This window comes from Paenibacillus sp. FSL R5-0908, assembly GCF_038006245.1.
Taxonomy (GTDB): Bacteria; Bacillota; Bacilli; order Paenibacillales; family Paenibacillaceae; genus Paenibacillus_AQ; species Paenibacillus_AQ odorifer.
In genome coordinates this window covers 7,111,985-7,135,600 of sequence record NZ_JBBOUV010000001.1, presented here as the reverse complement: position 1 = coordinate 7,135,600, position 23,616 = coordinate 7,111,985, and the positions used below count along the sequence as shown (strand labels likewise).

The window sequence follows — 23,616 nt, the reverse complement described above, 5'->3', positions numbered from 1 at the left end:
GTGTTGATTATCACGGGTCTTCTATTCCAAGAATTGCTATAATGGACTAGTTGTAAAAATTGTCTAGCACAACGTGTGTCAGCGGTAAAGGCAGGTGGGCTCATGCATTCAAAGCAACAGACATTAGAAAGATTCAAAATTGTAAGACTGATCTTATCTATCTATCGGATCCGGGCGGTCAGAGCTCTTTTTCCAGTGGCTATCATAGCGTTCGTATACTGGGAGGGGCAACATGAGCTGAAGCAGGTTCATTTAGGACTTATAATGCGTGAACTAAGGCGAGTACCTACGTCTGCTATTTTGCAAATGATTGGTTTTGCACTTCTTTCCGTAGCTGTGATGAGTGCTTATGATTATTTGATTCGGGCACATTTTCGTTTAAAAGTAGGGCTGTGGAGTACCTTTCGGTATGCATGGATTGCTAATACATTTAATAACTTGATTGGGTTTGCAGGTCTGGCTGGAGTTGGTTTAAGGACGCTGCTGTATAAAAAAAGCGGAGTGCCGACCTCCGTGCTAACGCCCGCCATTGTATTTCTGTCGCCGCTTATGATTACCGGGTTATCACTACTTTCATGGGCGAATATCTTTGGTTTACTCCCGGCCACGGCTTTGCTGGAAGAACATCGCTGGCTGGTATTTGCAGTATGGGGTATGGCGCTTTATTTACCGGTTTTTGTGTTTGTGCAGCGCTCATCGCTTTATGCGAAATGGATTAACCGGGGAAAAGGCAGAACACCATGGCTTACAGTCGTTAACTCCGTCGGGGCTTCCTTTCTGGAATGGAGCTTTGCTGGCGTGACGTTTTGGACCATCAGCAGCCATCTCTTGGATGAGGTCCATTTTATAGCTATCTTTGGTATATTTACGATTGCTGCCATTGCCGGCATCTTGAGTATGGCACCCGGCGGTATCGGTGCATTTGACCTTATCGCCTTGCTCGGGCTGACTCAGCTGGGCTACCAGACTGATAAGGCGATGGCGGTGCTTGTCATCTTTCGATTGTTTTATTATGTCATTCCTTGGTTGATCGGATTGGTGCTGGCTGCACTGGAAATTGGCCTGCAAGGAAAAAAGGATCAAGATCGTTCAGTTCCAGGGTTCGAACCCTCTCTTAACAAATGGCAGAAGATCTGGGGCTGGCCGGGTCAGTATACCTTTCTGAGCGATCTTGGGATGTGGGCTCTTGGCAAGCTGGTACTAGCTAGCGGGCTTATTCTCTTACTATCTACAGCAGTACCTGGATTGCTGTATAGGTTGAAGATTACGGAGGAAATATTGCCGTTTCCGGTAATGCAGCTTTCTCATCATCTGTCTGTCCTTATTGGTTTTATGCTGATTTTATTGTCGCGGGGCATTACATTGCGGGTTCATAGTGCATATGTATGGACTAGCGTACTTCTGTTTATTGGATCGTTGTTCGCAGTCACTAAGGGGTTTGATTATGAAGAGGCGCTGTTGCTACTTATAGTAGCGCTTATTCTTTGGATATCCAGATCGCGGTTTTATCGGATTAGTGCGCCAATCAGCAGACAGAGTGCGATCCGGTGGTTTGCCCTCACTTCAGTAATTGCACTAAGCTACTATCTGATGGGCTGTTATGTACATCGTGGATTTCTGAAGCATCTGCCTCCGGGTGTACAGCCTGAATGGTTGCAGCGGTATAGTCATGTTGCATTTACGGCAGTGGGAGGATTGGTCTTGTCTTGGGTACTGCTCATAATGTGGGTAAACCTCAGGCCCCATCATAAGGAGAACGAGCTGTTCGGGACCTTGGATGTAGCTAAGCTGAAACATTTTCTAGATGGAGTTCAAGGCAATACCTTAACGCATACGTTATTTTTGGGTGATAAGGGCTTCTTCTGGGCTCAGAACGATAAAGTGCTGCTTGCTTTCGCCAGAGTTAGGGATAAGCTCGTTGTGCTGGGTGATCCGCTGGGAGAGAGAAGCTTAATGAATGAAGCCATCAGTGAATTTAGACAAGCTGCAGATCAGTATGGTCTGGTTGTAGTCTTCTATCAAGCTTCACCTGCTTTTTTATCGGTCTATCAAGAGCAGGGCTATCGCTTTTTTAAGCTGGGTGAAGAGGCAGTGATAAGCCTTGATAACTTTGCACTCAGTGATCTGAAGAATGGTGATCTGCAACGGGTAAGCGATCGTTTTGAACGGGAAGGCATGATTGTTGAAATTACAGAAGCGCCGCATGCTGATAGTTTGCTGAGAGAACTGCGAACGATATCGGACGAGTGGTTGAATGGCCGAGCGGAAAAGGGTTATTCGTTAGGCTGGTTTAAGGTCGACTATCTGCAACTGGCTCCCATTGTGGTGGTGCGGAACACCAAAGGTACAATACTGGCATTTGCTTCTATTATCCCAGGGTATGATCAAGGATTGACTCTGTCCGTAGATTTGTTGCGCCAGGGGAAGAATGTGCCAAACGGGACAGTGGATTATTTATTGGTTTGTATGCTGGAATGGGCGAAGTCCAAGGGATATCGGCGATTTAATCTAGGCAACACTCCTCTATCATCCAGTGGAGGGCAGGACCCCGGAACTCTGAAGGAGGAGAAGCTGGCTCATCAAGTGTTTAATAGAGGTGGGCATGGGCATGGTTACGGTTTTGCCAGATTGCGTCGTTACAAGGAAAAGTTCAATCCAGAGTGGGAGCCGCGTTACTTGGCTTATCCAGCGTCCCTAACATTACCCGTCTTAACACTGGATCTGGTGAGGCTTGTATCCCGACATCCGGAGCATAAAGCGAATAACTAAAAAAAGGTGCCCAACGCCAAACGGCGTTGGGCACCTTTTTAATCAGGTACAAGTGATTTACTTCTTGTCAGCTTCTGCATCCGGCAGAGCCCAGACGGAGACGCTGCCGCCATTGACCGGGAAGGTCGCCCAACCATCTTTTTCAATGGTTATGGTGGCTTTATGGTTATGGGTGAAATCCACCCATGCTTCACCGGCGCGATGTTCTCCTACGAACATTCTCTTCTGGCCATTCTCACCATTACTGATCACAACCGCACAACCGGAGTGTTCAATATCCTCCACGCCGAGCCGTGTCCAGCCAATCGTGTTAGGATGATCGAAATAATCCTTCTGTTCACCATAAGCTTTGTGATAGCGGGTATACAGCAAAGGGTCAATCGCATCTTTTTTACCTGCTACAGGTGTTGGTCCTTCGATCCCATAATAATCCCCGTAAAAGACCACAGGATATCCATCCCGTCGCAGCAGGATAAGCGCGTAAGCACTTTGCTTGAACCAATCATCTACCCAGGATTCCAGGGCTTCGTGAGGCTGAGAATCATGATTGTCAACGAAGGTTACAGCATTGGTGGGATGGGTCTGCACCAGCGTGTCATCAAGAATTTTGGTCAGATCATAGTTTCTGCCCTCCAAGGAAGCTGAATGCAGCTTGTAGTGAAGGGATACATCGAAGAGGTCAATTTTATAATCGACGGTATTCAGAAATTGTCGGCAGGACTCTAAGTCGGAATTCCAGAATTCACCGACGATATAGAAGTCCTTCTCACATTTATTAAACATCTCTACCGCGAATTCTTTAACAAACTCATGGTTGATATGTTTGATGGCGTCCAAGCGGAAGCCGCTGCAGTGGAGGGTGTCCACCAGCCATTTTCCCCATTGGATCATTTCTTTTTTGACTTCCGGATGGCTGTAATCAATATTAGCGAACATTAGATAATCATAGTTTCCGAACTCGTCGTCAACATTCTGATTCCACGCTTTATTCTCGCCTACTATACGGAATACGCCGGTTCGCTCTTCTTTGGCGTCAAAGTCAGTGCCGTTAAAATGATTGTGATTCCACTTAAAGGCAGAGTGTTCATTCCCGCGGCCAGGGAAGGTGAATTTTGTCCAACCCTCAATCTCGAAAGGTTTCGAAATTTCTTTCATCCGATCATTGGGGTCGACCTCGATGACTTGGAATACTTCCTTTTCATCCGCGCCTGCCTTATGATTCATGACCAAATCAACGTAGACGGCGATGCCATTCTTTTGACATTCCGAAATTGCGTTGATCAGTGCTTGTTTGGTGCCATATTTGGTGCGTACCGTACCTTTTTGGTCATATTCGCCCAGATCGTATAGATCATACACGCCATAGCCTGTATCTTCTGCGGAGACGGCCTTTGTCACAGGAGGTACCCAAACTGAATCAATGCCTACGGCTTTTAGCGCGGCTGCAGTTTCTTTTAAGCGATCCCAGTGTTTCCCGTCCGCAGCAACATGCCATTCAAAAAACTGCATCATTGTATGGTTCCTCATTAGTTCTTACGCCTCCATATCCCATCAAGCAAATTTTACTCTCAACACTCTGATTAGTTTTTCAGATAACTCTTATTAAACTTAAAAACAGACTATGAAAAATAAGGCCAGTTGTTGAATGCGCAGGAAGGGACATGATTGTCATTAAACAGGCTTGAAAAGAATGATTTCTGACCTTTGAGAGAGATGCACAGCGTTGCGTCCATTCCGTTTGGAGCTATACAGAGCATGGTCGGCTTCAGAGAGTAGCTCTTCTAGAGTGGCCTCTGGATTTAGGGCCTCTACAACTCCAAAGCTGGCGGTCACATTAATGGGCCCGATGACGGTATATAAGGTGCTTTGTTCAATATCCGCGCGGATATTTTCGCAGAGCAATGCAGCTTGCTTCAGCGACGTCTCTGGCAGACAGATCACAAATTCCTCGCCACCATAACGGCCAAAGAGATCTCCCTCCCGCAGATGCCTGCTGCACACTTGGACAATATGCTGTAGAGCTTGATCTCCATATTGATGGCCATAGCGGTCATTAATGCTCTTGAAGAAGTCCACATCCAGCAAAATCATAGATAATGAGCTCCGCAGGCTGCCAGCCCGGGCAAGCAATGCTTGACTAAGCTCCAAAAAATAGGAGCGGTTATAGATACCCGTAAGGCTGTCCATCGTAGCCAATTGACGCAGCTTCTCCTGAAGCAGTATTCGTTCAGTCACGTCAATCAGCATGATCATCTGTCCTGCTATGTGCCCCTCTTGTTTCTGTACCGGAGAGGAGCGGATTTGATAATAGCAGATCTCCTCTGCTTTGTTCCAAGCCACTTCCCGTTCTTCGCGCAATAGTGGCTCGGCATCCATCACATAGGACAAGGCGTCTTTGCCTGCGTTAAGAAATAATTGTGCTAGCGGCTTGCCAATCGATGAGGAGTTGAGCCCCTCTATCATATCCGCGGCTGCCCGATTGTAATCGACGAGCATGTCCGAGCGGTCGGTGACAAGCACTCCCTCCCGCATGCTCTCGAACAGATTCTCACGAGCAATAGGTGCAGCCGTTAACATGCCCCGGGATAAAATAGCCCAAATATATAGGGAGGAGGTCAGGCTCATAATGATCGGGACGGGGTCCATTCCGTAAGGAGTCAAGCCCATCAGATACAAAAAAGAGCCGAGTGTTGGAAGGCTTAACCCGATTATTATTGTGACGATCTGCCTGCGGTATACCCTTTTCATCCGGTTCCACTGCCATATCATGAGGCAAATGGCTGCCAGCAGACAGCCGAAAGTTAAGCTGCCGTGAACGATATACCAAGGTCCCATCACAACATCAACGAGTGGGGTGGGCGTATTTTCCCGTAAATAAATGGATTTATAGAAGAGATGATGGTAATCATTGGTCCAGACCAGCAGCGTTGTAATGAATGGAATGATAAATAACGCCGTCCGTAGGCCTTTTTTAAACAGCGTCTCCAGCCCAACGAAATGGATCACCATGATTAGACTAGCCGGCGCAATGAAGGGCATCCCCAGATATTCTAACTTAATCCAGAAGCTGATTTCCTCCAGAGTTTTCCCCGATAACTCTAAGGCGAAACCGAAGGTGTAAATAGCAGAGGTAAAGGAGCTTATAACAAAAGCCCTGATTCCTAAGAAATCAGTTTTTTTATAGTAGGCGAAAAGGGCTAGTAAGACGCTCAGCACACCTGATATAGCAACAATTACAATATAATTCGAGATTATAGATCCCATGGGTCTATTGTCACCTACCGAGGAAAGATATGGATAAATATTACCACATATCTGCGGATATAAAAAAAATACTTCGGGTTTGTGGTCAAAAAAATGTCTCCTAGACAAAATGACGCAATTTAACAGGAGCTATTTTACTAATTGTCTAGTGAGAGTGCAGTCAGTAGCGTGTAACATGTTACTTAATACTACATGAAATAGAATTTTTCTTTATTTTATCTATATAGCGTCAGTTTATATAACATTATTAACATGGCTTATTTTGAAAAGGGGGGCTGAGGATGTCATCACTAGCGACAAATATTCCTGAGATTCAGCTGGAGAATGTTGAAATGCGTTATCGGACAGAAGCTGCGGAAGTGCTTGCCCTGCATCAGGTGAGTCTTGATATTGCTAAAGGGGAGTTCGTCTCCCTGCTCGGACCTTCCGGATGTGGCAAAACGACGCTGCTTAGACTGATGGCCGATCTCATAGCACCAACAGGCGGGAACATTGTGGTAGCTGGGAAAAGTGCCAGAGAAGCCAGGCTGGCGCAAAAATATGGCATTGTTTTTCAAAGTCCAGTGTTATACGACTGGCGGAAAGTGAAGCATAACATCACATTGCCACTGGAGCTGATGGGGGTAAAGAAGTCAATCCGTGAGGAAAAGGCGATGGAGCTTCTTGATCTGGTGGGGCTGCAGAGCTTTGCGGATAAATATCCGTGGCAGCTCAGCGGCGGGATGCAACAGCGTGTAGCGATTGCCAGAGCGCTATCGATGGAGCCGGAAATTCTGCTCATGGATGAGCCATTCTCTGCGCTGGATGAATTTACGCGTGAGCGATTGAATGAAGAGCTATTGTCTGTCTGGAGTAAAGTGCAGAACACAATTGTTTTTGTAACTCATAGTATTCCTGAATCTATATTCCTCTCTGACCGGGTGTTTGTTCTTTCCCCGCATCCGGGTCGCTTGTCTGCTGTGGTCGAAATTCCTCTGCCACGTCCGCGAACGGCGGAAATGAGAAATAGCCCAGAGTTTTTCGAACTGATCGCACGTATTCGCGACAGCTTCGAAGGGGTGTAGTGATGAAAGGGGGCAGTATCTTTGTGCGAGGTCGTCTGCTGCCGTTGTTCGTCTGGATTTTTGGCCTGCTGCTAGTCTGGGAAGGCACTTCCTGGATGCTGCTCCATGTGGTGGAGACGCCGTTAGCACAGTCCAAGCTGCCATATGTTCATGAGGTGTTAGCTACCTTGTGGCAGTATGGAGGCACGCTCTTGAAGGAGGGGGCTGCGACCTTCGGTAATGCTGGTGTTGGCTTCCTGATTGGAGCGGTAGCTGGTGCCTCATTGGCGGTGCTGATGAGTTTGTCGAAGACAATAGAGCAATTAACTTTTCCTTATGCTATTGCCTCGCAGATGATTCCGATTCTGGGGTTGGCACCCATCATCTACGGGATTGTGCGCGATGAGCAGACCTCGCGGATTATTATTTCGGGATATATCACCTTTTTCCCGGTGGCTCTGAACATGCTGCGCGGCTTGCGGAGTGTAGATCCATCAGCGCTCGAATTGATGCATTCTTACGCGGCCAAACCTTGGGCGGTCTATTGGAAACTCAGATTCCCAGCGGCTTTGCCGGGTTTGTTCGGTGGACTTAAGATAGCTGCCCCACTTGCTGTGACTGGAGCTATTCTGGTGGAGCTTATGGGTGCCCAGCATGGCATTGGTGTAATTATGCTGCGCAATCTCTATTATGGAAGCTCTCACACCTATATGTTCTGGTCTACGGTGATTGTGGGTGCCTTGCTGGGGATCGTAAGCTACTGGTTAATCAGTCTGATAGAACGCCTGGTAACGCCTTGGCAGCCTGAATATCGTCCGAAAGGAGGCAGCCGCTAATGGAAACTAATTCCGTTCGGGAGACCTCGTTTATAGGCTCTAGTGGTAAAGAAATGGCTCAGCCGGCGCTAACGGCTACACAAAAGAATGCTGCAGCCGTTCCTAAACCTGCGGAAGCTACGGCGAGTCGAGGCGGCTCACGAATGCTGAAGAGGATATTTAGCGCAGGGGTGCTGCTGCCTGTACTGGCAGGTCTGTTATTTCTTGCCCTATGGGAATTTCAATTCTTTCATAAGATCTTTGATCTGAAAAAATATCAACTCCCGCTGCCTACAGCCATCGCCGAAACTATGCGAGATAATTTCAGCTTGTTGTTGTCCTATACCGGATACACTCTTGCTGAAGCTGTGCTGGGAATGTTGGTTGGTTCTGCTATCGGCTTTCTGATCGCTTTAATAGCGACAGCTTGGCCGCGCTGGGGGAGTGGAAGCTTGACGCTGGTTGCCGCCCTAAATGCTGTGCCTATCGTTGCCCTCGCGCCCATCATGAATCTGTGGTTTGGAGATGGGATAGGCTCACGAATTGCCATAGTAACCGCAACTACAATGGCAGCGATGGCGATCAACGCCTATAAAGGCATGGCGGCGATTGATCCATTGGCACTGGATCTGATGCATTCTTATGCGGCGGGTAAACCGGCGGTGTTCCGTTATCTGCGGATTCAGAGCAGTCTGCCCTATGTATTTACGGCACTGAAGATTAATGCTACTGCCAGTATGATTGGCGCCATTGTTGGGGAATTCTTTTTCTCCTCAAAAGGGCTTGGGTATCTGCTCTCCAATTCCATTAAAGTTGCCAAAATGCCACTGGGCTGGTCCTGTATTGTGCTGGCTGCAATTGCAGGCGTGTTCTTCTATTTAGTGGTTGAGCGGCTGGAGAAAGTATTCATTAAGTGGCATCCTTCGCAGCGTACTTAATCTTACCCTCATTACATCCGGCCATAGTGGGAATGGAAAAGAGAAACCGCCCACGGCTGTATGCATAAACGCACCACGATGATTGTCCATACTGTGCTTGTTACAAACTTAAATTACGATAGGGGGAGTTCGATTGATGAACGGGAAAAAACGCAAATTTCGTGGTGGTTTGTTGGTAATCGTGATGATGTTGAGTGTTTCTTTAATGGCGGGTTGCGGTGACAACAATAATAACTCGGCAGCTGAAGCTACGACTGCCCCTGAAGCATCAGCAGCTCCTGACGCAAGTGCTGCTACTGAACCGGCTGCTGATCCAGTTACAGTGAAGCTACAGCTGAAATGGGTGCCGCAGGCACAATTCGCTGGGTATTTTGTGGCGCAGGATAAAGGATATTACAAGGAAGAAGGCTTGGATGTAGAAATTCTGCCGGGTGGGCCTGATATCGTTCCGGAACAGCAGGTGGCAGGCGGCTCCGCAGATATCGGTGTGGGTTGGGTAGCCAGCTTGCTGCCGAGTCTTGAAGAGGGAATGCCACTGGTACAGATCGCGCAAATCTATCAAAAGAGCGGATTGGTCCTGGTCTCCAAAAAATCGGCGGGCATTAACTCAGCCGCTGATCTTAAGGGTAAAAAAGTCGGCAACTGGATGGGTGGCAACGAATTTGAACTATTAGCGTTATTCGATAAATATAAGTTCGATCCGAATAAGGATCTAAGCTTTACGAAGCAAGGGTTCACGATGGATCAGTTCTTAGGTGATCAGATCGATGCGGCCTCAGCAATGACTTACAACGAGTACCAAGTGGTGTTGGAGTCAGGCATTAAGGCTGAGGATCTGAATGTCATCGACATGAATACAGAAGGTGTTGCAATGCTTGAGGATAACTTGTTTGCTAATAAGGAATGGCTTGCGGAAAACAAAGAGACTGCGGCAAAGTTTGTGCGTGCCTCCCTGAAGGGCTGGAAAGATGCAATTGCTGATCCTGCAGCCGCCGTGGACAGTGTGATGAAGCAAGCGGAAGACGGCAGTACGACGAAGGAACATCAGCTGACAATGATGACTGAGGTTGCCAAGCTGATTCTGCCTGAAGGCTTTGACAGTGCCAAAATGGGATATACCGATGCGGCGGCGTTCCAGCAAACTGCTGATATTTCGCTAAAATTTGGTGTCATTAAAGAACCGGTCAAGGTAGATGAGGCTTATACGAACGAAATCGTAGAAATGGCAGCAAAATAACTAACTGAGCTTAATGTTATAGTGAATGGCCGCCTGATCTGGCGGTCATCTATTATAATCAGCAGTCCATCAGTGCATCTGAAACAGAGAAAGAGGTGCGAGCTATGTCTCTCCTAGTAACGCAGGCTGAAAGGGTTAAGAATTATGTGAATGGAGCTTGGGTAGAATCGTCGTCCGGGCGAGATGAAGAGGTTTATAATCCGGCGACGGGTGAAGTGATTGCTTATGTGCCTATTTCCAGTAGGGAAGAGCTGGGTGCAGCGGTAGAAGCGGCTGCGGCGGCATTTCAAGCGTGGAAAAGGGTCGCTGTGCCGCGTCGTGCCCGCTACTTTTTTCATTATCAACAGCTGCTGGTAAAGCATTGGCATGAGCTGGCCGAGCTGATTACGCTGGAGAATGGAAAAAGTCTGGAAGAGGCGCAAGGTGAGGTGCAGCGTGGAATTGAGTGTGTGGAGTTTGCCGCAGGCATCCCCACGTTGATGATGGGCAGCCAGCTTCCGGACATTGCTACCGGAATTGAATCCGGGATGTACCGTTATCCATTGGGGGTTATCGGGGGGATTGCCCCGTTTAATTTTCCGATGATGGTTCCTTGTTGGATGTTTCCGCTTGCCATCGCTTGTGGAAATACCTTTGTGCTGAAGCCTTCTGAACGGACGCCGCTGCTTGTTAATCGATTGGCAGAGTTATTTGCCGAAGCGGGCTTTCCTCCAGGTGTACTAAATGTGATACATGGGGCGCACGAGGTTGTGAATGGGATGCTGGAGCATGATGAAGTGAAGGCGATTTCGTTCGTCGGTTCGCAGCCGGTTGCGGAATATGTATATAAGACAGGGACAGCGCAGGGAAAACGGGTGCAGGCGCTAGCTGGAGCCAAGAATCACTCGATTGTGCTGCCTGATGCGGAGCTGGACATTGCGGTCAAAAATATCATTGCGGCTTCCTTTGGCTCGGCAGGTGAGCGGTGTATGGCTTGCTCGGTCGTAGTGGTTCATGAGGATATCGCTGACGAGCTAGTGAACCGTCTGGCTGCGGCTGCAGATGAGCTTAAGATTGGTAATGGCGCCGATGACGGGGTGTTTTTGGGTCCGGTAATTCGCCAGTCGAATAAGGAGAGGACTCTTTATTACATTGAGACTGGTGAAGCTGAGGCAGCCAAGCTTGTGAGAGACGGGCGGAAGGATGCTGCTACGGGTGGTGCGGGTTATTTTATCGGGCCGACGATATTTGATCATGTACAGCCGGGAATGACCATCTGGAAGGATGAGATTTTTGCACCGGTATTGTCAGTGATTCGTGTGAAAAGTCTGAGTGAAGCGATTGGGGTAACGAATCAGTCCCCATTCGCGAATGGGGCGTGCATTTATACAGATAGCGCAAAGGCGATCCGTGAATTTCGGGAAGAAATTGATGCAGGGATGTTGGGTGTGAATCTGGGTGTGCCTGCGCCCATGGCCTTTTTTCCTTTCTCGGGTTATAAGAAATCGTTCTATGGAGACCTGCATGCCAATGGGCGTGATGGGGTGGAGTTCTATACGCGTAAAAAGATGATCACTGCCCGTTATTAGAGAAAATGAGCTGCTGAGAGGAGAATATGTTATGCAGAGTCTGGGGAACGATAGTGAGCTTGCGGTGAGGAAGGATCAGGAATATTTATGGCACAACATTACGCCTTATAGTGAAAAGAATCCGCCTATGATTGCCGCCTCGGCAAGTGGGTCGTGGATTACGGATATACAGGGCAATCGATTTTTGGATGGGATGTCTGGCTTGTGGTGTGTAAATGTGGGATACGGGCGCAAGGAGCTGGCGGAAGCTGCTTACAATCAATTGCTGACCCTGCCATATTTTCCTCTGACACAAAGTCATCTCCCGGCGATTGGGCTGGCGGAGAAGCTGAATGAATGGCTCGGAGATGATTATGTGATCTTTTTTTCCAATAGTGGATCGGAAGCCAATGAGGCTGCTTTCAAAATGGCCCGCCAGTACCAGCAGCAAATCGGCCAGCATTATCGCCATAAATTTATTGCCCGTTATCGTGGGTATCATGGCAGTTCACTTGGAGCATTATCTGCAACGGGCCAGGCCCAGCGCAAATATAAATATGAACCGTTGGCGGGTGGTTTTCTGCATGTAGCTCCCCCGGACAGCTATCGCCGCCCGGCCGGGATGACTGTGGAAGAATTCAACCTCCAGTGTGCACAGTCCATAGAGGATATGATTATCTGGGAAGGCGTGGAGACGGTAGCTGCGGTGATTATGGAGCCTGTAATTACGGGTGGTGGCGTCATTGTACCGCATCAGGTTTATTTGGATCGGGTGCAGGAAATCTGCCGTAAGCACGGTGTGTTGCTCATTATGGATGAGGTGATTTGTGGATTCGGACGTTCTGGACGTAAGTTTGGTCATCACAACTTTAATGTGAAGCCTGACATCGTAACGATGGCTAAGGGACTGACTAGTGCTTATCTTCCTTTATCCGCGACTGCTGTTCGTAAGGATATCTATGAGGTGTTTAAGGATAATAGCGATGACTATGGGTATTTTCGTCATGTGAATACATTTGGTGGCAATCCTGCTTCCTGTGCGCTGGCGCTGCGTAATCTGGAAATTATCGAGCAGGAGAAGCTGGTGGAACGTGCGGATCTTTTAGGTAAAAGAATAAATACGGAATTTACTGAGCTGCTTGATCACAAGCTTGTAGGTGATGTCCGCAGCTTTGGTTTGGTGACAGGGATTGAGCTGGTTGAAGACAAGGTCAGTAAGAAACCGTTAGATCTGAGTATTGTGAAAGGAATTATTGCCGAATGTAAGTCCAAGGGGCTTATCATCGGTAAAAATGGCGATACCGTAGCTGGGTTCAATAATGTGCTTACCTTCGCCCCACCGTTATCCTCCTCGGATGAAGATATAGAATTTATTATCGATACTTTTAAATCTGTGCTGAACGGGGGCTAGGTAAAGTGATTTTGTCTGGATATAGAAATTGGTAAGCGCGCAGGGCGACTTGAATGGAGATCCGATTCTCTGGCTGCATGAAGTCTTCACCCAGTAGCTCTGTTATTTTGTCCAGGCGATAATAAAGGGACTGTCTGACAATGAATAAGTTTCGAGCGGCAATTTGTTTGGAACCATCATGATCCAGATAAACACGAAGGGTAAGCAGCAGCTCGCTGCCTTTGGTTTGGTCGTGGTCGATTAGCGGGCCGAGATAACTGCGAATGAAGTTCTGTAACGTTTTTCCGTCGTTTAAGCTCAACAGCAACTGGAATACACCCAGTTCTTCATAGAAGAGTAGTGACTTCTGGTAACAGGAGTATAACGACAATGCCTGTAGGGCTTCCTGATAACCGGAATAGGCTCGTTTTAGGCGCTTATGCGATTTGCTGACTCCAATGACGAGCTGCAAATCCTTGAGCTTCTCATCGGAGCGGATGTTCTGCAGGGCTTCAAGTGCTTGTTGAAGTCGCATTTTGCCAGGCATTTTCGATTGGATATCGAGGGCGATGACGGTGAGGCGATTGTTCTTAAGGGTGATCAGCGGACGTAAAGAATATTTCTCAAAGATGGAACGCAGGATGAGCGAAAGATGGAAGGTGATGGACTCCCATTCGTTCTCCGAGCTGTTCCATTTTACATCTCTGGGGTTCTTGATCTCTATAAGGCATACACGGTAAGGGAGCTCGTTGACTACGTTGAAATTGGAGTCGATCAGGCCCTTTAAGCGGTTATCATCTTCGATGCGGCCATTGATCAGCTCGTCGACCCATAGATTTTCTGAAAAAAGCTTACGCTCCTCCATATACCGGGTCCGCAGCAGCTCTTGTGCAATGGACAAAGAGGCGGAATCCAGCAGCAGACAGTCGAACTCCTGTGGTTTGTGATTGCATACCATCAGAATGTAAGCCCAGGTCTGATCCAGCGCACCTACAGGCTTGAGCGCGATGGTCTTCTGTCCATATTCCCGGATATAGGGGGCGGCGTCAGGTTGAATTCCTTCCAGCTCGTCGCCGAAGGCGGTGAAAAAATTCAGCAATAGAGCCTGCTCTTCCGGCGGAAGTGCCGGGAAAAATAAGGGTTTGCCTTGCAGCTGCATATAGACAATTTGTGTGCGGGTGCTTTTGCACAATAATTGCAGCACTTTCAGCGTTCCTTGTGAAGTTAAGGTCAGGCGGTGGAATTCACGTGAGATTTTTTCAAGTTCTTGGAGCATCCGGTGATGCCGGTTAATGATAATCGAGTGAAGATCCAACGTGATATCTACGAACCGAACCGTGCGGGTGAAGATGATTAGCGGAAAGTCATGCCTGTCGGCTAAGTCGATCATCTCTTGCGGGATGGTGCTGAAATACGTACCTAACTCAATACATAGGCAAGCTGCATTTTTGTCGATCAGGTTCTGCATAAACTCCAAGGAGGAAGGGAGATCAACACTTGCACCAATCCCCGTAGTCAAAATCATTTCTTCGCCATGAATTAGAGTCTCGAAGTTGGCACTTTCCAGCACATGCACCCAGCGAATGGCACGGCTTAGGCCGCTTTTCCCGCCGATCACCTCGGCTTCTGCGAATAGTGGTCTTTTTAAAGCGTCACGAATGGTTAATACAAGCTCCCAGTCCATAGTTACTCCCCCTCGATCTTCTGCGCTCTGGCCTTCGGCTAATGCCTTGTTATTCTCAGCCTATTCTCACACGTAAAAAATACAGTTTTGAAATTAGACAAAGTGTCTAATGCAACGAAAATTCGAAATGACTATAGTTTGATTAACGGATGTCAGTATATATAACCTAATCAGGAAGAACGTTGAGAGATAAATTCTGTTAATGCTTATATTACTACAATAAATTAAAGATGTAAGCAAAATATTCAGACAAAACTTGAAATAATGTTATATTATATAACACAAATATGAAAAATTACCCATAAGGAGGGACTAGTGATGGAGCATTCATCTCCGTTAACAGCATTTACACCTGATATGTTCATGCGCAATTTCGCCGAGGCTGAGCCGCCTCTGACCCATAAGGGTGCCCTGGATGAGTCCAATCGCTGTCTATATTGCTACGATGCCCCCTGTATAAAAGCGTGTCCGACCAGCATTAATATTCCCTCCTTTATCAAACGGATCGCTACTGACAATTTGAAAGGCTCGGCACAGACGATTATGGATTCCAATCCTGTGGGTGCCAGCTGTGCTCGTGTTTGTCCTACAGATGAGCTGTGTGAAGGAGCCTGCGTGTTAAATGATGCCTCAGCGCCGATCCAAATCGGACTGCTGCAGCGTTATGCGACAGATTGGGCGATGAACAGCGGAGTTCAATTATTTAAGGCTGGCACCCCTAATGGGAAAAAGGTAGCCGTAATCGGCGGTGGTCCTGCGGGATTGTCTGCAGCTAGGGAGCTCGCCCGTGAAGGTTTTGCTGTTGTGATCTACGAAGCAAAGGCGTTAGCGGGTGGGCTGGATACACATGGGATTGTATCGTTTCGGCTCCCACAGTCTGTATCTCTTTGGGAAGTAGAGCAGGTAGAGAAGCTGGGTGTGGAAATACGTACAGGTGTAAAAGTCGGAGTGGATGTTTCTGTAGATGAGCTGAAGTCGGATTATGATGCCATCGTTTTGGCAGCGGGTATGGGATATGTGCCTCCAATAGGGATTGAAGGTGAAAAAATGGCTGGAGTTTATGACGCCATTGCGCTCGTAGAATCCACTAAGACGGGCATTCCTCTGCTAGAGCTGATGGGTCAGCGGGTTGCTGTCATTGGTGCAGGGAATACGGCTATTGATGCAGCGACTTGTTCAGTGCGGCTGGGAGCCACCAATGTAAAAATGGTCTACCGCCGGACCCGTGAAGAGATGACGGCATATGACTTTGAATATGAATTTGCGAAGCAGGAAGGTGTGGAGTTCAACTGGCTTACCTTACCGAAACGTATCGTGGGTGATGAGCTTGGGAATGTAACCGCACTGGAATGTGTGCAGATGAAGCTGACGGAGGAGCTGGGCAAAGATGGTCGTCCAATACCTATGCCGATCGAGGGTTCTGAGTTCTTGATTCCTGTAGATGCGGTTGTAATAGCTATTGGCCAAAAGCGTCGTCTAGATCTGATAGATTCCTTAGGTCTTAAGCATGACCGTGGGGTTGTTAAGGTGGATGAGGTCACCTGCCAAACCTCCGATCCGCAGATTTATGCCGCTGGGGACATCATTTTTGGTTCAGGTAAGGGCGAGGCCATGGTTGTATCAGCGGCACAGCAGGGAAAAGATGCAGCCCATGCGATTGTTAAACAATTCTCAGGCCAGCAGGAGGTCGTTATTAGATCTGCGGGCTGAGCGTAGAAATCAAATTGGATTTTACATGACAGGGAGGGAACATCAATGGCAGATTTAAGTATTAATCTCGCAGGAATCAAATCACCGAATCCGTTCTGGCTGGCCTCCGCGCCGCCTACGAATACAGGTTATCAAGTGCAGCGGGCCTTTGAAGCAGGTTGGGGCGGGGCGGTGTGGAAGACGCTCGGCGATCCGATCATTAATACCTCATCGCGTTTTGCGGCAGTAAATTTCAATGGGCAACGGGTTGCGGGCTTTAACAATATTGAACTGATCACCGACCGTCCACTTGAAGTTAATCTGAAGGAAATCTATGAAACGAAAAAAAGATTCCCGAATCATGCGATTATAGCCTCCCTGATGGTAGAACCAACGCAGCATAAATGGCATGAGATTGTTAAGCGGGTAGAGGATGTGGGTGTAGACGGTCTGGAGCTTAACTTTGGCTGTCCGCACGGGATGGCTGAGCGTGGAATGGGCGCTGCTTCGGGGCAGCAACCTGATCTGGTGCAGGCACAGACCACCTGGGTAAAAGAAGTTGCGACAACCCCGGTGATTGTGAAGCTGACGCCTAATATTACGGATATCACCGTCGTTGCCCGCCATGCGGTTAAGGGTGGAGCGGACGCGATTAGTATGATCAACACGATCAACAGTCTTGCTGGTGTAGATATTCATAGCTGGAACACAATTCCGAATGTTGGAGGTCAGGGTGCGCATGGCGGTTACTGCGGGCCGGCTGTGAAACCAATTGCGCTTAGTATGGTGGCCGAGTGTGCCCGTGACCGGGGAGTAGGCATTCCTATCTCCGGTATTGGAGGGATTTCGACCTGGCAGGATGTTGTTGAATTCATGTTGATGGGTGCTACGGGCATTCAAGTATGTACAGCGGTCATGCATCATGGCTTCCGGATTGTGGAGGAAATGATCGATGGCCTGAACAACTATTTGGATGACAAAGGTTTGGCTTCCGTAACAGAGTTAATCGGTAAATCGGTATCCCGTTACTCCAACTGGGGTGATCTGGATCTCAACTATAAGGTCGTTGCCCGTATTAATGAGAACAACTGCATCAACTGTAATAAATGCCATATTGCCTGCGAAGATGCTTCACATCAGTGTATTGATATGTTAACTAATGCAGATGGGAAAGCTATTCTACAGGTCCGCGAGGAAGATTGTGTAGGTTGTAATCTTTGTTCAATTGTCTGTCCAGCAGACGGTGCGATCGATATGGTTCCAGTGGATACCGGGGCAGCCCCACTGACCTGGAACCAGCGGCAGAAAGTGATCGGGAGTTTGAATGGTACCTATTCGGAAGTGGAGGTGGTGTAAGGATGAAAAAGATTATTAAAAATGGCATCATCGTTACCGCAGCAGATACTTATACAGGCGATGTGGCGATTGAAAACGGGGTTATTACGGAGATTGGCCTTCATTTGGATGTCCCTGGTGCGGAAATTATAGATGCCTCGGGGTGTTATGTTTTTCCTGGAGGCATTGATCCTCATACGCATCTGGATATGCCTTTTGGCGGCACGGTTACAGCTGATGATTTTGAGACGGGAACCATTGCGGCTGCATATGGCGGAACGACCACAGTCATTGATTTTTGCTTAACCACCAAAGGACAACCGCTACAGCAAGCCGTAGATACATGGCATCATAAGTCGCAGGATAAAGCGGTGATTGATTACAGCTTCCACCTGATGGTCTCAGAATTAAACGATAAAGTACTGGGTGAGCTTCCGGAGATCATTGAGAATGAAGGCATTACCTCGCTCAAAGTATTTATGGCTTATAAGAATACTTTTCAGGCGGATGACGGCACACTTTTTAAGACCCTTCAAGCCGCGAAAAAAGAAGGTGCACTCGTTATGGTGCATGCGGAGAATGGAGATGTCATTGAATATCTTGTTGAGCAGGCCTTGGCCGCAGGCAATACCGACCCAATCTTTCATGCGCTGACCCGCCCGCCGGAGCTGGAGGGTGAAGCTACGGGACGCGCAGCTTATCTAACCGAACTGACAGATTCTCAGCTGTATGTTGTACACGTGACCTGTGCGGAAGCCGCTTGGAAGATTGCTGAAGCGCGTAAAAAGGGACTGCGCGTATACGGTGAGACTTGTCCACAGTATTTAGTGCTGGATCAGACGGCGCTGGAAAAGCCTGATTTCGAAGGTGCTAAATACGTGTGGTCTCCGCCCCTGCGTGAGCAGTGGAATCAGGATGTATTGTGGGATGCGCTATGGAGCGGCAGCTTACAGACGATTGGCTCTGACCAGTGCTCGTTTGATTTCAAAGGACAAAAGGATCTGGGGCTAGGCGATTTCTCCAAAATCCCGAACGGTGGGCCGACTATTGAGGACCGGTTTACGATTCTATATTCGGAAGGTGTACAGAAAGGCCGGATCTCATTGAACAAATTCGTAGATATTATTGCTACCTCTAGCGCCAAGCTGTTTGGCTTGTATCCGCAAAAAGGCACGGTCTCGGTAGGTAGTGACGCTGATCTGGTCATTTTTGATCCTTCTGTAGAAAGAACCCTTTCTGCGGATACGCATCATATGAACGTAGATTATAATGCGTTTGAGGGCTTTGAAGTGAAGGGAGAGCCTGTTTCTGTTCTCAGCCGAGGCGAATTTGTTATTCGTGACAAACAATTTGTCGGCAAAGCAGGTTCGGGAAAATATTTGAAACGCAAACGTTTTGCAGCCGAGGCTCCTCTTCCTTCTAAGGCGGAAATCAGCGGAGGTGTAGTCTAATGTCTGCTTTTGCGGAATATGCCAAAGAACAGCAGGAGATTGATGGGCTGCTTTTTAAAGGATATACGATTGCTGGCATCCAAGAGGATTTGGACGGTGCCCGAATAAAGTTTGTCAGAGGGGAGCCGGCTAAAAGCTCGGTAGAGCTGTTACTGCTGACAGCGGATGCCCGTAAGTACGTGACAACCCTTGTGGTTGCGGGGCTGAGGGCGGAAGGTGAGCAGGCGGGTTGTTACAGTGGAGAGGTTTGAGGGGAATGGAATTGAAAGCTGAGTAGTGAGCCTGTGCAGGATAGAGGGCCTACTGCTCGGCTTTTTATTGTGCTCCTGAAAGGGGGGGAATAACCTCCATGAAAATAGCCGATTATCATCGCGGTATACACTTTTTTTGGGAAATCCTCCCTAAAAAGTGGCTGATTAGGGTCCCGAAATAGACGTTTTAGGGAAAACCTCCCTAAAAATCACTGAAATACGCCGATTTTGCTCAAACTGGCTGAATATTAGGGAAGTTTTCCCTGATTTGCATTTATAGGCACCTGGAAGATCAAAAATCAGGGAAGATTTCCCTAATCTATTTCTGTCGCTGCTGCTCACGCTCTATATACTCATTCCGTAATATGGACATGATATGCAGAGATTCAAAATGTCCCTCAACCTTTATACAATCACGTAGAGTCCCTTCCAGTGTAAAGCCACAGCTTTCATAGACATGGCGGGCCCTGTGGTTGTGATCTCTAACATCCAACCATAGCCGATGCGTCTCGGTGTGCTGGAAGATCCAGTCGCTCACGAGACGAAGCGACAGTTTGCCATATCCAAAGCCCTTGGAATGGATGACGATTCTTTTAATACAAACGGTAAGATGAATATCTTGAAGTCCTGTTACGATGATATAGCCGACTCTTTTCCCGGAGCTCTCCCAAATTGTAAGGTGCAGGATATCTGGATCATGGATAGCCGTAATGTGCTCCTCTTTACTCCATTGTCCGATATAGGCACGATTAAGCTCACTTTGCTCAATGGCTAGAACGAACGCTAAATCCTGCTCGGTGGTAGTTTGTAGATCCAACGTTTCGGAAGGAATGATCATAACCTTATGCCCCCGTCTAATATGTATTTTTATCCATAGTAACGAAGAATTTTCTCCCTGTCATTTAATTAGTCCCGGTTGCTCACTCTATATTGGCGGCACTGTAGGAATGAACGTAACTTCGTGTATAATTGAGACCAAGTGTTAAGAATTCCAATCGGATGAGGAGATCAGCTGGTTATGTATTTTCTTGATATTATGTCTTGGCTGACAGAGGATAATCTGCGGCATCTGCTTGAACAATATCGTTCGTTTGGGCCCTTTCCGGGCATTGCGTTAACGTTTATGAAATCATTTATACCACCACTACCAACTATTGCGATCGTAGGATTAAATGGGGCCGTATATGGTTTATGGTTAGGTTTTTTGTATTCTTGGATCGGTCTGGTTGCAGGCTGTGTGACTACCTTTTGGATTATCCGCAAAGTAGCCTCCCATCGTTATTTGCGAAAATGGGCAGCACGGCCCAAAGTAGCCAAAAGCATGACATGGGTGCGGCAAAGCGGATTCAGCTATGTTTTTCTGCTTAGTATATTTCCGGTAGGGCCTTTTGTTGTGATTAATATGGCAGCAGGGCTTGCCGGGATGAGGTTCCGTTCGTATCTTCTTGCGCTCACGGTGGGTAAAGCGATTATGGTATTCGCAGTTTCATACATTGGCAACGATCTGGAACGTTTCATTCGCCAGCCTTGGGAGATTATCTATGTTTTGTTGTTTATCGGGCTGTCGTTATGGGGAGTCAAAGCCATCGAAGCGCGTTTTGCTAGAACGGCACAGGATGGGAACAAGATAGCTTAGCATAGTGTCAGAATTAACTTGAATCCCTAAATTTAAATAGAATAAAGGAGGAAATGATGATGAAATATCGTAAGCTTGGCAGTACAGGAATGAATGTCTCGGTGATTGGCCTAGGGACTTGGCAGTTTGGCGGAGAGTGGGGCAAGGATTTCGCTCAGGCTGAAGTCGATGCGATGCTGGATAAGGCTGGAGAGCTGGGTATTAATCTGATTGATACGGCAGAATGTTACGGAGATCACTTGTCGGAGAAATTCATCGGGGATTATCTGGCGCGCCGCAAACGCGAGGACTGGGTTGTAGCTACGAAATTTGGCCATCATTTTCAGGGGCATTTGCAGCGGGAACAGCTATGGCGTGCTGAGGATGTGCTTAAGCAGCTGGACGACTCCTTGCGCGCACTCCAAACAGAGTATATTGACCTCTATCAATTTCATTCCGGAACCGATGAGCAATTCGATAATGATAAGCTGTGGAGTATGCTCGACAGACAGAAGCAAGCCGGAAAAATCCGTCATTTGGGCGTGTCGATCAGTGCATCAGGCTCGGGGGTGCACCAGACCTCTGCGGCAGCGGATGTGCAAGCAGAGGCCATACAAGTAGTATATAATCGGCTGGATCGTCAACCTGAAGAAGAGATTCTTCCGCTGTGCATCGAGCATCGATTAGGTGTGTTGGCTCGCGTTCCGTTAGCCAGTGGTTATCTGAGCGGCAAGTATAAGCCGGATGCGGTTTTTGCTCAGGGTGATGTGCGAGCTAACCATAAAGAGGATGTAAGACAAAAGCAGCTGCGCGCAGTAGCAGAAATTGCTGCTAATGAAGTGCCGTCAGGTCTGGATATGGCGCAGTGGGCTTTGGCTTGGTGCCTCCAGCATTCCGCAGTAACCAGTGTAATTCCGGGCTGCAAAAATGTAGAACAAGTAATCTCCAATGCCAGTGCTGCCGATTTGGACATGGTGAAGGGCAACTTGTGATAAGTTAGATTGTTACATGGTGAAGAGTTCTTGGAGCTTCATCTCGGGTGAGTGCTGCGCGTAGATATGATTCCAGCTGTTCGTGGAAGTATCGTAAAGGTAGTCCTGCTTCCATTGCTGGACATGGGTCGCAATACTCCTTACAGCGGATACAATTCTCTCTACTTCCTGATTAGTCATAATGGGATGTAGGGAGATGCGAATCCACCCTGGTCTGAAGGATTGGTCGCCGTTCATGATCGCTCCGGCAATCTGAGCGGATTGCGTCCACCCTAATCCAAGCAGGTAATGTCCATATGGACCTGCACAAGAGCAACCGCCTCGAGCTTGTATGCCGAAACGGTCATTCAACAGCTGGACGGCGAGGTTGTAATGAATATCGCGCAGTGTAAAAGAGACGATTCCATGACGTTCTGTGTGATCTCCGGCCAGCAGCGAGCATTCCGGAATGCAGCGGAGTCCTGCCATTAATTCCTGACACAGCTCGTGTTCTCTAATTACCATATATTGACCGTTTCCATTCATCTGCTCCTTCAGCTTCACGCAAAGTGCCGTGCGAAAAGCCTGTAAAAACCCCGGCGTTCCCCCGTCTTCCCGCATCTCAATCGCATTAGTGTAGCGGCGTCCTCCCCAAGGGTTGACCCAGGCTACTGTACCTCCACCCGGTTCGTCAGGAATACGTCCATTGCTCAGCGTTTCATCAAAGATTAGAACGCCATTTGTGCCCGGCCCACCCAGAAATTTATGCGGAGAAAAAAAGATCGCATCAAGCTTCTCCAGTGGGGAAGGTGGGTGCATATTGATAGGCTCGTAGGGAGCACTGGCGGCAAAATCCACAAAGCATACGCCCCCATGACGATGCATAGTAGCCGCTAGCTTTGCGTAAGGCGTCTGAATTCCAGTCACATTAGAACAAGCTGTAAATGAACCGATCTTAAAACGGCGATTGGGGTACAGTCGCAGCTGGTCTTCAAGCTGTTGAGGGTCAATATTTCCGTCCTTTCCGGCGGGAATGGTAACGACGTCACCAAGTCCCTCCTGCCAAGGGAGAATATTGGAATGATGCTCCATATGGCTGGTGAAGATAACGGGGCGGTCTTCCAGTGCACGGTTATTTTGTTCCTGTAGCCATTCCGGGAGCCTTAATCCCATGATACGCTGCAGCTTGTTCACGGCTCCTGTCGTGCCATTGCCGCAGAAGAGTAGTACATCCTGAGGGCCAGCATTAACATGGTTCTTAATGATTTGACGAGCTTCATTATACGCCTGCGTCATGATTAGTCCGGTGGTGTTGGAATCTGTATGTGGATTGCTGACATAGGGACCGAAGGCTTCCTGCAACTTGCGTTCGATCGGTTCATATAAGCGCCCGCTTGCGGTCCAATCGGCATACAGAAGCGGCTGTCTGCCATAGGGGGTGTTGATTTGATGCCGAATGCCGATGGTGTGACCACGAAAAGTATCAAAATGGTCTTGTAATGAAGCAGGCGTCTCTGCAGAAGAGGCGTGGATGATGTTTAGCACGGATATTCCCTCCAGCCCGTACGCCGTCAGTGCTAAGTTAATGGGGTGTATTTTCGGCGTGCCAGTAGTTTC

The 23,616-nt window shown here is 48.1% G+C and carries 18 protein-coding genes; 13 read left to right on the top strand and 5 right to left on the bottom strand.

Annotated elements, in window-relative coordinates:
* Nucleotides 1-102 precede the first annotated feature (102 nt).
* Nucleotides 103-2,769, top strand: a complete 2,667-nt coding sequence (gene mprF / locus MKZ09_RS32610; protein ID WP_076132666.1) for a bifunctional lysylphosphatidylglycerol flippase/synthetase MprF — start codon at nt 103-105, stop codon at nt 2,767-2,769.
* A 57-nt stretch (nt 2,770-2,826) separates the two neighbouring features.
* On the opposite strand, the gene MKZ09_RS32605 is transcribed toward mprF, so the two are convergent.
* On the bottom strand, nt 2,827-4,296 hold the full coding sequence (locus MKZ09_RS32605; protein ID WP_076132664.1) for an alpha-amylase: 1,470 nt from the start codon (nt 4,294-4,296) through the stop codon (nt 2,827-2,829).
* Between the two features lie 144 nt (nt 4,297-4,440).
* The gene (locus MKZ09_RS32600) at nt 4,441-6,033 is read right to left on the bottom strand and encodes a histidine kinase N-terminal 7TM domain-containing diguanylate cyclase (RefSeq protein ID WP_076202007.1); all 1,593 of its coding nucleotides are present in this window, start codon (nt 6,031-6,033) and stop codon (nt 4,441-4,443) included.
* Nucleotides 6,034-6,314: 281 nt separating this feature from the next.
* Between MKZ09_RS32600 and MKZ09_RS32595 the strand changes: the two genes are divergently transcribed.
* The 6 genes from MKZ09_RS32595 (at nt 6,315) to MKZ09_RS32570 (ending at nt 13,024) form a co-directional block, all read left to right on the top strand.
* The gene (locus MKZ09_RS32595) at nt 6,315-7,097 is read left to right on the top strand and encodes an ABC transporter ATP-binding protein (RefSeq protein WP_036682061.1); all 783 of its coding nucleotides are present in this window, start codon (nt 6,315-6,317) and stop codon (nt 7,095-7,097) included.
* 2 nt (nt 7,098-7,099) lie between these two features.
* Entirely contained in the window at nt 7,100-7,912 is an 813-nt protein-coding gene (locus MKZ09_RS32590; RefSeq protein WP_051491222.1) for an ABC transporter permease, read from the top strand.
* Nucleotides 7,912-8,829: an ABC transporter permease gene (locus MKZ09_RS32585; protein ID WP_081388802.1), complete on the top strand. Its 918-nt coding sequence runs from the start codon at nt 7,912-7,914 to the stop codon at nt 8,827-8,829. Before MKZ09_RS32590 ends, MKZ09_RS32585 begins: the two co-directional genes overlap by 1 nt.
* Before the next feature lie 136 nt (nt 8,830-8,965).
* On the top strand, nt 8,966-10,066 hold the full coding sequence (locus MKZ09_RS32580) for an ABC transporter substrate-binding protein (protein ID WP_076132660.1): 1,101 nt from the start codon (nt 8,966-8,968) through the stop codon (nt 10,064-10,066).
* A 104-nt stretch (nt 10,067-10,170) separates the two neighbouring features.
* Nucleotides 10,171-11,634, top strand: a complete 1,464-nt coding sequence (locus MKZ09_RS32575) for a CoA-acylating methylmalonate-semialdehyde dehydrogenase (RefSeq protein WP_076132658.1) — start codon at nt 10,171-10,173, stop codon at nt 11,632-11,634.
* Nucleotides 11,635-11,665: 31 nt separating this feature from the next.
* Nucleotides 11,666-13,024: an aspartate aminotransferase family protein gene (locus MKZ09_RS32570; RefSeq protein WP_076202005.1), complete on the top strand. Its 1,359-nt coding sequence runs from the start codon at nt 11,666-11,668 to the stop codon at nt 13,022-13,024.
* Here the strand turns inward: MKZ09_RS32570 and MKZ09_RS32565 are convergent.
* Nucleotides 12,999-14,687 carry a PucR family transcriptional regulator gene (locus MKZ09_RS32565; RefSeq protein ID WP_076202003.1) on the bottom strand — a complete coding sequence of 563 codons (1,689 nt, stop codon included), beginning with the start codon at nt 14,685-14,687 and terminating at the stop codon, nt 12,999-13,001. The two genes, MKZ09_RS32570 and MKZ09_RS32565, sit on opposite strands and share 26 nt — an antisense overlap.
* Before the next feature lie 318 nt (nt 14,688-15,005).
* Between MKZ09_RS32565 and MKZ09_RS32560 the strand changes: the two genes are divergently transcribed.
* The 4 genes from MKZ09_RS32560 to MKZ09_RS32545 are packed head-to-tail and all read left to right on the top strand — an operon-like array spanning nt 15,006 to nt 19,413.
* On the top strand, nt 15,006-16,397 hold the full coding sequence (locus MKZ09_RS32560) for an NAD(P)-dependent oxidoreductase (protein ID WP_076202000.1): 1,392 nt from the start codon (nt 15,006-15,008) through the stop codon (nt 16,395-16,397).
* 45 nt (nt 16,398-16,442) lie between these two features.
* On the top strand, nt 16,443-17,732 hold the full coding sequence (gene preA, locus MKZ09_RS32555; protein WP_076099706.1) for an NAD-dependent dihydropyrimidine dehydrogenase subunit PreA: 1,290 nt from the start codon (nt 16,443-16,445) through the stop codon (nt 17,730-17,732).
* A 2-nt stretch (nt 17,733-17,734) separates the two neighbouring features.
* The gene (gene hydA, locus MKZ09_RS32550; protein WP_076132652.1) at nt 17,735-19,162 is read left to right on the top strand and encodes a dihydropyrimidinase; all 1,428 of its coding nucleotides are present in this window, start codon (nt 17,735-17,737) and stop codon (nt 19,160-19,162) included.
* Entirely contained in the window at nt 19,162-19,413 is a 252-nt protein-coding gene (locus MKZ09_RS32545; RefSeq protein ID WP_051491218.1) for a hypothetical protein, read from the top strand. Before hydA ends, MKZ09_RS32545 begins: the two co-directional genes overlap by 1 nt.
* A 319-nt stretch (nt 19,414-19,732) precedes the next feature.
* On the opposite strand, the gene MKZ09_RS32540 is transcribed toward MKZ09_RS32545, so the two are convergent.
* A complete protein-coding gene (locus MKZ09_RS32540; RefSeq protein ID WP_076132649.1) occupies nt 19,733-20,251 on the bottom strand; it encodes a GNAT family N-acetyltransferase in 519 nt (172 codons plus the stop codon).
* A 180-nt stretch (nt 20,252-20,431) separates the two neighbouring features.
* On the opposite strand from MKZ09_RS32540, the gene MKZ09_RS32535 reads away from it, so the two are divergent.
* The gene (locus MKZ09_RS32535) at nt 20,432-21,049 is read left to right on the top strand and encodes a TVP38/TMEM64 family protein (RefSeq protein ID WP_036682051.1); all 618 of its coding nucleotides are present in this window, start codon (nt 20,432-20,434) and stop codon (nt 21,047-21,049) included.
* A gap of 59 nt (nt 21,050-21,108) precedes the next feature.
* Nucleotides 21,109-22,020 (top strand): aldo/keto reductase, encoded by a 912-nt coding sequence (locus MKZ09_RS32530; protein ID WP_076132647.1) that lies wholly within the window; start codon nt 21,109-21,111, stop codon nt 22,018-22,020.
* A gap of 12 nt (nt 22,021-22,032) precedes the next feature.
* Here the strand turns inward: MKZ09_RS32530 and MKZ09_RS32525 are convergent, their stop codons facing one another.
* Nucleotides 22,033-23,550: an aminotransferase class V-fold PLP-dependent enzyme gene (locus MKZ09_RS32525; protein ID WP_370511157.1), complete on the bottom strand. Its 1,518-nt coding sequence runs from the start codon at nt 23,548-23,550 to the stop codon at nt 22,033-22,035.
* Between the last annotated feature and the right edge of the window lie 66 nt (nt 23,551-23,616).